The following is a 9,844-nucleotide window of genomic DNA, read 5'->3' on the forward strand; positions in this document are numbered from 1 at the left end:
AGTGCGGCACCATCCAGGTGGATTTCTCGATGCCCGGGCGTCTGGGTGCGCACTACATCGCCGAGGACAACAGCAAGCAGGTCCCGGTGATGATCCACCGCGCGATTCTGGGCTCGGTGGAGCGCTTTATCGGTATCCTGCTCGAGCACTATGCGGGTCAATTGCCGGTTTGGCTGTCGCCGATCCAAGTGATGGTCATGAATATCACGGACCGGCAGGCGGATTACGTCAAGGAGGTCTCTAAGACCTTGCGCGGGAAGGGCTTCCGGGCCGAGACGGACTTGAGAAACGAGAAGATCGGCTTTAAAATCCGCGAGCACACCTTGCAACGAGTACCCTACCTGCTCGTCGTCGGTGATCGGGAGGTCGAATCACGTTCCGTTGCTGTCCGCGACCGTGCGGGCCAGGACCTCGGAATCCTTCAGCTCGATGCCTTTATCGACCGTCTGAGCGAAGAGATCGCGAACCGGACCCACTGACGCCCGGCCCGATCAAGGGGCCTCGAGTGCGTCGTGCGTGTCGTGTCTATCAGTGCTTTTGGAGGAACCTGCTATCGCTGCACCAAAGAGAAACCGCGTCAACAAGGAGATCAACGTACCGGAAGTGCGTCTGATCGGCGCGGACGGAAACCAAGTCGGAGTCGTCAATACGCGCGAGGCATTGGAGATGGCCACGGAAGCGGGCCTCGATCTCGTGGAGATCGTTCCGACATCGGAGCCTCCGGTGTGTCGTCTCATGGACTTCGGCAGATTTCTATTCGACCAAAAGAAGAAGAAAAACGAAGCCAAGAAAAAGCAGAAGCAGGTTCAGATCAAGGAAGTGAAGTTTCGTCCGGGAACGGACGAAGGAGACTATCAGGTCAAACTACGCAGCCTGATGCGTTTCCTCAACGAAGGGGATAAGGGCAAGGTCACCATGCGGTTTCGCGGGCGCGAGCATGCCCATCGCGAGCTCGGCCTGGAGCTTTTGAAGCGGATCGAAAACGACCTTGCAGCCCTCAGCATCGTGGAGCAACAACCCCAAATGGAAGGACGCCAAATGGTCATGGTGCTGGGCCCCAAAAAGAAGTAGCGACGCAGATCGTCGAGCCAGCGGGCGAATCACACTGAGCGTCTCGAGGAGACAACCGTCGGTCGATATGGCCGATGCCGTCTTCAAAAAACCTCGGCTCGACAGGCGTCGCACGACAATCATTCGGCAAATCGCGGAGTACAAAACCCATGCCCAAGCTGAAAACAAATCGCGGGGCGGCGAAGCGCTTTAAGCGCACTGCCTCCGGTTCGGTCAAGTGCAACTCATCGCATCGGCGTCATATCCTGACCAAGAAGAGCACCAAGCGGAAGCGCCAATTGCGCGCGCCCAAGCGGCTTCATAAGTCGGATGTGCGGGCCGCGCTGCGGATGATCCCCTACTGCTGATCGCATTGCGCTTGAACGAATCCCAGGAGTCAAAGAATGCCACGCGTCAAACGGGGTGTTACCGCCCACGCTCGTCATAAAAAGGTCCTTGATCAGGCCAAGGGCTACTATGGTGCCCGCAGCAAGGTCTATCGAGTCGCCAAGCAGGCCGTCATCAAGGCCGGTCAATACGCCTACCGCGATCGCCGTCAGAAGAAGCGCCAATTCCGTGCGCTCTGGATCGCGCGTATCAACGCCGCCGCTCGCGAGAACGGTCTCTCCTACAGCCGGTTTATCGACGGGCTGAAAAAGGTCGGGGTCGAGGTCGACCGCAAGGTGCTCGCCGACATCGCTTACCACGACAGCGTTGCCTTCGCCGCGCTGGCCGAGCAAGCGAAGACCGCACTGGCCTAAGCCATTTCCTTTCTCGCCCGGGTTCCAAGGCGATACAAGAGGGAAAGGCCCCGGTCTTTCCCTTTTTCGTTTCAAGACCTCGCGGCGGACCAGACACCCCAGCGGGAAGACCCGACTATGGCTGAACTCACCCGACTCGGTCTCGTGGCTCTGCAGAGCGCGGCGCTCGATGCCATCGCGGCTGCGGCCGATCTCGCCGGTCTCGATCAGGTGCGCGTGCGCTATCTCGGCAAGAGCGGGGGGCTGACCACGCTGCTCAAGCAGCTCGGTACGCTGCCGGCGGACGAGCGTCCCGCAGCCGGTCAGGAGATCAATCAGGCCAAGGTTGCGGTCCAGGATGCCATTGACCGGCGCAAGGTCGTCCTGGAAGAGGCGTCACTCACCGCGCGACTCGCCGCCGAGCGGATCGACGTGAGTCTGCCCGGACGTGGTCGGCGGCCCGGCGCTCTGCATCCCGTGACCCGCGCGATGCGGCGCATCGAGCGTCTGTTCGCCAATGCCGGCTTCGCCGTCGTTGAGGGGCCGGAGGTCGAGGACGCCTATCACAACTTCGAGGCGCTCAACATCCCGGAGCATCATCCCGCGCGGGCGATGCACGACACCTTCTACTTCGATGCCGAGCTTCTGCTGCGCACCCATACCTCGCCGGTCCAGATCCGGGTCATGGAGGAGCAGGCGCCGCCGCTCAAGGTTATCGCGCCGGGTCGCGTCTATCGCTGCGATTCGGACCTGACCCATACGCCCATGTTTCATCAGGTCGAGGGCCTGCTGGTCGACGAGCAGGTGAGCTTTGCCGATCTGAAGGGCGTGCTCTACGACTTCTTGCGAAACTTCTTCGAGCGCGATCTGGAGCTGCGGTTCCGACCCTCTTATTTCCCCTTTACAGAGCCTTCGGCCGAGGTCGACATCCAGTGTGTCATCTGCGGCGGCAGCGGGTGTCGGGTCTGCAAGCAGACCGGGTGGCTCGAGGTACTCGGCTGCGGCATGGTCTATCCGGAGGTCTTTCGCCACGTCGGCATCGACCCCGATCGCTATCTCGGATACGCCTTCGGTATGGGGGTGGAGCGGTTGGCGATGCTGCGTTACGGAATCGACGACATCCGCTTGAATTTCGAGAACGATCTGAGATATCTGCGCCAATTTTCGTAAGATCCGGCGTCAATCTATTGAAAGAAAATCGATTCTCGTCGCTTCGAACGGGATAAGAACCAGCATATAGGGCAGCAGCAGATGCGATTCAGCGAGGCGTGGTTGCGGGAGTGGGTGAACCCACCGGTCGACACCCGGCACTTGGCCGACCAGCTCAGCATGGCGGGTCTCGAGGTCGACGCAGTCGAACCCGCGGCCCCGGCCTTCAGCGGCGTGCGGATCGGCTGGGTGCAGTCCGTCGCACCGCATCCGGATGCCGAGAAGCTGCGGATCTGTCGGGTGGATCTCGGCGAGGACGCGCCTATCCAGATCATCTGCGGGGCCGCCAACGTCGCCGAGGGGATGAAGGTCCCGGTCGCGACCGTCGGCGCCGTGTTGCCCGGCGACTTCAAGATCAAGAAGGCCAAGCTGCGGGGCGTGGAGTCCTTCGGCATGATCTGCTCGGCCAAGGAGTTGGGTCTTGCCGAGTCCTCCGAGGGTATCCTGCCGCTGCCGGCGGATGCCCCTGTAGGCGAGGATATCCGCGGCTGGATGGCGCTGGACGACCACTGCATCGAGGTGGATCTCACCCCGGATCGAGGCGATTGTCTGAGCGTGTCCGGACTCGCACGCGAGGTCGCCGTGATCAACCGTGCGCCGCTCGCGACACCCGCGATCCAACCGGTCGCACCCCTCCATGACCAGTCCTTGCCGGTGCATCTCGAGGCCCCGACAGCCTGCCCGCGCTATGTGTGCCGCGTGATCCGCGACATCGATCCGAGCGCGACGACGCCTTGGTGGATGCAGGAGCGCCTGCGCCGCGGCGGGATCCGCGCCATCAGCCCGGTGGTCGACGTGACCAACTATGTCCTGCTCGAGCTGGGTCAGCCGATGCACGGGTTTGATCTCGCCAAGCTCGACGGCGAGATCCGCGTGCGCATGGCGGCCGAAGGCGAGCGTATTGCCCTGCTCAACGGCGAGGAAGCGACCCTGCGCGCGGACACCCTGGTGATCGCCGATGCCGGGCGCGCCGTCGCGTTGGCCGGCATCATGGGCGGTTCGGAGACCGCGGTCGGTCCCGAGACCCGCGATGTGCTGCTCGAGAGCGCCTTCTTCGCGCCGCTGGCCGTCAGCGGCAAGGCACGCTCTTACGGTCTGCATACGGATTCTTCGCATCGCTTCGAGCGCGGTGTCGATCCCGAGCTCCAGATCCGCGCGATCGAGCGCGCGACCCGGCTCTTGATCGCGATCGTCGGCGGCGAGCCGGGTCCGGTGGTCGAGGCGATCTCGGAGACCGATCGACCCAAGCCTCGGGCGTTGACGCTGCGCCATACGCGTGTCGCTCAAGTGCTCGGACTCGCGCTGCCGGAGGAGACCATCCTCGACATCCTCACACGTCTCGGCATGCACACCGAGCCGACCGCCGAAGGGTGGCTCGTCACACCGCCGAGTGCCCGCTTCGACCTGGTTCAAGAGGTCGACCTGATCGCCGATATCGGCCGCATCTACGGTTACGATCGAATCCCGGTGAGCCACGCAAGCTCGGCATCGGTCACGCGATCGACCCCGGAGGCGGATTTCGATCTGGATCGTGCCCGTCTGGCGCTGGTCGACCGCGGCTTCCACGAGGTCATCACCTATAGCTTCGTGAGCCCCGAGATGCAGGCCTTGGTCGATCCCGATCAAGAGGTGCTGCGCCTTGCGAACCCGCTGAGCGCCGAGCTCTCCACCATGCGCACCAGCCTCTGGCCCGGCTTGATCCAGACCGCGCGCTACAACCAGGCACGCCAGCAAGAGCGGGTGCGGATCTTCGAGTCCGGTCTGCGCTTTCGCATCGGTGCGGATGGTCTGACCCAAACGCAGGGTCTGGCGGGGCTCATCGTCGGGAGCTCGGAATCGGAGCAGTGGGGCCTGGCGAGCCGGGCGGCTGACTTCTTCGATCTGAAGGCCGATGTGGAGGCCCTACTGGCACTGACCGGCGCACCAGGGCGTTTCGGCTTCGTTCCGGGTGCACATCCGGCGCTGCATCCCGGTCAGACCGCGAGCGTGGAGTGTGACGGTCGAGCCATGGGTCTGCTCGGAATGCTGCATCCCAGCCTGGCCGCACAGCTCGACATCACGGGCGATGCCTATCTGTTCGAGTTGGACATTGCGCCCCTGAGCATCGGCGCCCTGCCCAAACACGCGTCCATCTCGCGCTTCCCGAGTATTCGCCGCGACATCGCCATCATCGTCGACGAGGCGGTGACTTACGCCGCGATTGCGGACTGTATTCGCGCCACGGAGACCGAGCTGTTGCGCGATTTGGTCCTGTTCGACCTCTACACCGGCAAAAACATTGAATCGGGCAGAAAAAGTCTCGCTCTTGGATTGATTTTACAGGCTTCTTCTCAGACACTTACAGATGGTGTCATCGAAGACACAGTGAGGCGGATCCTAGACCGCCTCGCTTCGGAATTTGGCGCAAGATTGAGGGATTGACCCCATGGCATTGACCAAGGCCGATATGGCCGAACACCTGTTCGATGAGCTTGGCCTGAACAAGCGTGAGGCCAAGGACATCGTCGAGATGTTCTTCGAGGAGATTCGCGCGGCGTTGGAGCGCGGCGAGCAGGTCAAGCTCTCCGGGTTCGGCAACTTCGATCTGCGCGAAAAGAAGGAACGTCCCGGCCGCAACCCCAAGACGGGAGAAGAGATCCCGATCACGGCGCGGCGCGTGGTGACCTTTCGTCCGGGGCAAAAGCTAAAACAGCGAGTGGAGGCCTATGCTGGAACCGACCGATAAGGGCGAGGACAACGGCCCCGGCGATCTTCCGCCGATCCCGGGAAAGCGATACTTCACCATCGGCGAGGTGAGCGAGCTCTGTGGGGTCAAGCCTCACGTGCTGCGCTATTGGGAGCAGGAATTCCCTCAGCTCAAACCGGTCAAGCGACGCGGCAACCGTCGCTACTATCAGCGTCACGACGTGCTGATGGTGCGCCAGATCCGCAACCTGCTCTACGAGCAGGGCTTCACGATCGGCGGCGCGCGCCTGCAGCTCAGCGGCGAGGGCGCCAAGAACGACCTGAGTCAGACCCACCAGATCCTGCGTCAGATGCGCGCAGAGCTCGAAGACGTCCTTCAGCTGCTGCGACGTTGACAGCGCAAGGGCTACAACCTACTATTGCGCGTCTTATCGGGGCGTAGCGCAGCCTGGTAGCGCACCTGAATGGGGTTCAGGTGGTCGGAGGTTCAAATCCTCTCGCCCCGACCAATAAAAACAATGGCTTAGGTCTGATTTGACCTAAGCCATTTTTCTTTGAGTCACCATAGAGTCACCAAGCGGATCGATGTTACGTGACGTAGGTCACGCTGGCACGCTAGGTGCCATTTGCTGTTGCCCCCCTTTTGTGACGCCCATGGCTTCCTACTCTCCCCGCCGCCGGACCAAAGCGGGCATGGCAAGTCGATTCCACACCAATCCCTGTCGGCGCCAATGATGCTGGATCTGTTGCGTAAAATCGGGGTGGATCAGCTTGGCGCGCTGATGTAGCCAGCGATCGTCCTGCGCCCGGATCACCAATCCTTCCAGAGGGCCATCCCGGTAGTTACTCCGCTGGTTCTGCAGCAGATCCTGCAAGTCGGCAAGCGTGAAATGGCCTCTCGCGATTTCTGAAATTCTGGAGATCTCCAGGGCATCCGCCCAAGCGTCACGACGTTTCGTCGACCAGAAACGCCGCTCCTTTCGATCATAGACATCGAACGCCAGCCACCAGTCAGGCAGCGCGCTATAGTCCAGCGAATGCTTTGCGGCACACCATTCGCCAAATGCGATCAGGTGAGTATCCAGGGTGTCGAAAAGCGCATCCTCATGGGCCGCCAGCCAGGTGTTCAGACGTGCGAACTGTCCGCTGAAGGGTGGCAGTAGATACTGCCCCCGATTCTGTGCGCGGATGCGGCCATCGGAATCGACCGAGAACCCCAGGTTAGCGCCGTCGAGCTTTTCCTCAACGATGACCTCTGACTGGAGCAAGGCATCAACCTCGACCGGTGACAGGACTTTGTCATCACGCGGCTCGCCCTGGCCGATCCAGGCGAGGTGTGGTGTGTGCGGAAAGTGGAAGAAATCGGTCATGCGTGAGGCGGAAAATCAGGCACCGAATGCGCTGGAAACTTCGCGGCGTAGAACCGAGAGACATCGGCTGGACAAAGAAACTCGACCTTGACACCCTGAGCGTCCAGTTGAGGCCACCAGTTCAGCCATTTGCAGTCTGCCCCTTGCCAGACGGGCGGTTTGTCCGGATGCGCATTGGCCACCGCCGCAAACTTGCGATCGGGCGCATCGAATTGGGGTTGCAGTGCAGGATCCGGGAACTCGGCGAACTCATCGGAGGCCGTCTCGGTGATGGCGACACGATGCACGCGCTTGCCATTCGCGGCATTCTGCAGCAGCCATTTCAGGAAGGCGTCCCCGACCCCCTTGGGTTGATTGGGTTTGGTTTTGTGCTGGTATTCCTTAAGGATACGAAAGGCATCGTCGATCACCACGACTCCTGATTTCTGATGTGCCAGAAGACGGGTGATGCATTCGGCACGACATGACGGCGATACGTCCTGATGACTGCCGTTCGCGATCAGCAGCACGTTGGTATCGATGACGACTGGGCTCACGAATCTCCTCCATCGCACGTCGCCTGCCGTTGCAAGGCCGCAAGCGTTCGGGCGGCGATGTCACCCATCTCGTCACCGAAGAAGTTCTCCGGCCAATTCTCGATCTCGCCAAAGCTGTTCAAGCGCAGCGCCTCGATATCAGCCGCCGTTCCTCTCCGGTTGACGATATAGATCGCCACCTCGTCGGCGCTGATGACTTGTTCGGCCACGCGCCGCTGCAAGCGCGTCAGTAGGTGCTCGGAGTGCGTTTCAATGATCAGCTGCATGTTGCGGGACGAATTGGCCTCATAGGACTTGATCGCACTGATGAACACGTCCGCCAGATTGGACTGTGCCATTGGATGCAGGTGGATTTCCGGCTGCTCCATCCAGACCGTTGATCCCGGTGGCGCGTAAAAAGCCTGGACCAATGCCGGCAGAACTTGCGAGACACCAAAACCCACATCGGTCAGCCTAACCTCGCACGAGTCCTGATGTGTCTTCACCAGCACCTCATAGTCTTTGCGCCCCTCGGCAACCGGGCGCACGGTGAAGCTGTGGATGATGCCGAGGTCAGCCAGCCAGTGCGCGATGAACTCATCGAAGCGTTTCATTCGCTGGCGGTATCCGCGGTTGAGTCTTCGATCTTGAGCCGTGGCGGCGAGCAGTGCAGGGATCGCATATTCACCCTGGGCTCCAACGTCAGGGACGGTATCGCCCGACCATTGATAAACGCGCCGCGCCGGACGGCGCAGCGGTCCAAGGAAGTACAACTGCTCCAATACATGCTCGGTCCGCAACGCAAAGTCTGCGAGAAAGTCGGCGTTCTGATAACGCAGCAGGGTGCGGTCGGCGAAGCGATAGAACTTTTCCGGCGGCTCGACCGACCAGGCCCGGCCTTGCGCCCGTACCAGCTTCAATGGTGAGCAATCGAGAGTCGTCTGGGAGGACGATGCACCGCGCGAGTGCTCGACGTCGAGAACCGGGTTCTCGCCATCGAAGAGTCTGTAGGTGAAGGTGGCGGTTTGCGGTTGCTCGGCCTTATCCGTGCGCAAGGTGCTCGACAGCCAAAGCTCATCCCCTCGGTAGACCTGGCCGGCATTCAGGGCATTCTTGACGGTCAATGCCGAAGGCAGGCGCCAGCGCAGTGAAAATTCGAGTGATTGCGTCAGATCATGGGCGTGCAGACAGTCGGCAAAGGTTCCCAAGTCGATCAGCGAGTTTTCGTCCCCGAGGTGCAAGGCACGCTTGCGGTCGGCGAGCTGAACGGTCTGCTTCAGCGCAAGCAGCAGGTGCCCGAGGCTGGACTTGCCCGAGCTGTTGGTGCCGAAGATCACCGTTAAGGGTGCCAGACGAATCGGCCCGGTGTCCTGCCATGCCTTGAAGTTCTTGATGTGCAGTTCGGTCAGCATGTCGATAATCCGGTGATCAGCCGCGATCCTGAACGACGCCCTCTACTCGGTCGCGATGAGTCGCCGCACGGCATGACGCGCCTAAAAGGATAATGGCAAAATTTCTATGTATTTGTTTTTTTGGATTTTATTGGATTATTCCAGGCTATTATCCGCCTCGGAAGATAATGAACCGTCCCAATCCAGCGCAGACGGGGCCAGGGTCGGCTTGAGATAGACCGTGTGGCGTTTGCCGCCGGTGTCGTCCTTCAGCAACACGCCCTGCTCGACCCAGCGTTTCAGCATCTTGGACGCCTTCAGGGTATCCACCTCGGCGATCTGGCACAGATCGCTGTTGGCCAGGAAGCCATGACGGTCGATCCAATCGCTGACCTGCTCCCAGACGGGTGGGCGCTCCTCATTGCGCAGGGTGACGAGTACGGATGCTTGGGCGGTATCCCGGATCTCGGAGAAGAAGGGCGGAAACAGGTTGGCAGTCCGCATTTCCGCGAACATCATGCGGACGCCCTCGCCGGCATCCACGTTGGGCGGTTCGGGAAACTCGCGCAGATTGCGCGCGATCAGCGGGTTACGGGCAAAGGAACCCGCCTTGCCGACGTTGGCCGGGGTGATGGTTCCCGGAAACAGGCCAGGGCTTTCGATCTCGATCCGGTTGTCGAAGATGCGGATCTGGATATCACGGTTCATCCGGTAGTCGCGGTGGACCACCGCGTTGGTGATGGCCTCTTTGATGACGCGCTCCGGGTAACGATGGATCGTCTTGAATCCGGAGGCCGCGAGCGTGAGGCCGGCGGCCAATGCGTCGAGGACATAGGTGCTCGTGTGGGCGATTTGCTGAGGGGCCTTGATCATCGGTTGGTCCA

12 protein-coding genes and 1 tRNA gene are annotated in these 9,844 nt (G+C 61.1%); 9 read left to right on the forward strand and 4 right to left on the reverse strand.

Annotated features, from left to right (window positions below; translation table 11 throughout):
• The 9 genes from B4N44_RS08075 to B4N44_RS08115 all read left to right on the forward strand — a co-directional run.
• Positions 1-479 (forward strand): His/Gly/Thr/Pro-type tRNA ligase C-terminal domain-containing protein (locus B4N44_RS08075; protein ID WP_296699069.1); only part of this gene is annotated, 479 nt, incomplete at its 5' end.
• A 58-nt stretch (positions 480-537) separates the two neighbouring features.
• A complete protein-coding gene (infC, locus tag B4N44_RS08080) occupies positions 538-1,071 on the forward strand; it encodes a translation initiation factor IF-3 (RefSeq protein WP_120798414.1) in 534 nt (177 codons plus the stop codon).
• A 149-nt stretch (positions 1,072-1,220) separates the two neighbouring features.
• Positions 1,221-1,418 (forward strand): 50S ribosomal protein L35, encoded by a 198-nt coding sequence (gene rpmI, locus B4N44_RS08085; RefSeq protein WP_093186566.1) that lies wholly within the window; start codon positions 1,221-1,223, stop codon positions 1,416-1,418.
• A 36-nt stretch (positions 1,419-1,454) separates the two neighbouring features.
• The gene (gene rplT, locus B4N44_RS08090) at positions 1,455-1,811 is read left to right on the forward strand and encodes a 50S ribosomal protein L20 (protein ID WP_007194183.1); all 357 of its coding nucleotides are present in this window, start codon (positions 1,455-1,457) and stop codon (positions 1,809-1,811) included.
• 117 nt (positions 1,812-1,928) lie between these two features.
• Positions 1,929-2,960 (forward strand): phenylalanine--tRNA ligase subunit alpha, encoded by a 1,032-nt coding sequence (pheS, locus tag B4N44_RS08095; RefSeq protein WP_296699078.1) that lies wholly within the window; start codon positions 1,929-1,931, stop codon positions 2,958-2,960.
• A gap of 81 nt (positions 2,961-3,041) precedes the next feature.
• The gene (gene pheT, locus B4N44_RS08100) at positions 3,042-5,420 is read left to right on the forward strand and encodes a phenylalanine--tRNA ligase subunit beta (protein WP_296699082.1); all 2,379 of its coding nucleotides are present in this window, start codon (positions 3,042-3,044) and stop codon (positions 5,418-5,420) included.
• 4 nt (positions 5,421-5,424) lie between these two features.
• On the forward strand, positions 5,425-5,724 hold the full coding sequence (gene ihfA / locus B4N44_RS08105; protein ID WP_007194180.1) for an integration host factor subunit alpha: 300 nt from the start codon (positions 5,425-5,427) through the stop codon (positions 5,722-5,724).
• Positions 5,705-6,079 carry a MerR family transcriptional regulator gene (locus tag B4N44_RS08110; protein WP_007194179.1) on the forward strand — a complete coding sequence of 125 codons (375 nt, stop codon included), beginning with the start codon at positions 5,705-5,707 and terminating at the stop codon, positions 6,077-6,079. The genes ihfA and B4N44_RS08110 overlap by 20 nt, the downstream gene beginning before the upstream one ends.
• Before the next feature lie 37 nt (positions 6,080-6,116).
• Positions 6,117-6,193, forward strand: a tRNA-Pro gene (locus B4N44_RS08115).
• Positions 6,194-6,346: 153 nt separating this feature from the next.
• Here the strand turns inward: B4N44_RS08115 and B4N44_RS08120 are convergent.
• From B4N44_RS08120 to B4N44_RS08135, 4 genes are all read right to left on the reverse strand, one after another.
• On the reverse strand, positions 6,347-7,054 hold the full coding sequence (locus B4N44_RS08120) for an RNA ligase family protein (protein ID WP_296699089.1): 708 nt from the start codon (positions 7,052-7,054) through the stop codon (positions 6,347-6,349).
• On the reverse strand, positions 7,051-7,563 hold the full coding sequence (locus B4N44_RS08125; protein ID WP_296699093.1) for a hypothetical protein: 513 nt from the start codon (positions 7,561-7,563) through the stop codon (positions 7,051-7,053). The genes B4N44_RS08120 and B4N44_RS08125 overlap by 4 nt, the downstream gene beginning before the upstream one ends.
• 23 nt (positions 7,564-7,586) lie before the next feature.
• On the reverse strand, positions 7,587-8,981 hold the full coding sequence (locus B4N44_RS08130; RefSeq protein ID WP_296699096.1) for a DUF3696 domain-containing protein: 1,395 nt from the start codon (positions 8,979-8,981) through the stop codon (positions 7,587-7,589).
• Between the two features lie 135 nt (positions 8,982-9,116).
• A partial coding sequence (locus tag B4N44_RS08135) for an ATP-binding protein (protein ID WP_296699098.1) occupies positions 9,117-9,844 on the reverse strand: 728 nt, incomplete at its 5' end.

The organism is Thiocapsa sp. UBA6158 (assembly GCF_002423035.1).
Classification (GTDB): Bacteria; Pseudomonadota; Gammaproteobacteria; order Chromatiales; family Chromatiaceae; genus Thiocapsa.

Bases quoted from the DNA above. Each gene is read 5' to 3' on its own strand.
- rpmI (WP_093186566.1), top strand. From the start codon at position 1,221: ATGCCCAAGCTGAAAACAAATCGCGGGGCGGCGAAGCGCTTTAAGCGC.
- rplT (WP_007194183.1), top strand. From the start codon at position 1,455: ATGCCACGCGTCAAACGGGGTGTTACCGCCCACGCTCGTCATAAAAAG.
- pheS (WP_296699078.1), top strand. From the start codon at position 1,929: ATGGCTGAACTCACCCGACTCGGTCTCGTGGCTCTGCAGAGCGCGGCG.
- pheT (WP_296699082.1), top strand. From the start codon at position 3,042: ATGCGATTCAGCGAGGCGTGGTTGCGGGAGTGGGTGAACCCACCGGTC.
- ihfA (WP_007194180.1), top strand. From the start codon at position 5,425: ATGGCATTGACCAAGGCCGATATGGCCGAACACCTGTTCGATGAGCTT.
- B4N44_RS08110 (WP_007194179.1), top strand. From the start codon at position 5,705: ATGCTGGAACCGACCGATAAGGGCGAGGACAACGGCCCCGGCGATCTT.
- B4N44_RS08120 (WP_296699089.1), bottom strand. From the start codon at position 7,054: ATGACCGATTTCTTCCACTTTCCGCACACACCACACCTCGCCTGGATC.
- B4N44_RS08130 (WP_296699096.1), bottom strand. From the start codon at position 8,981: ATGCTGACCGAACTGCACATCAAGAACTTCAAGGCATGGCAGGACACC.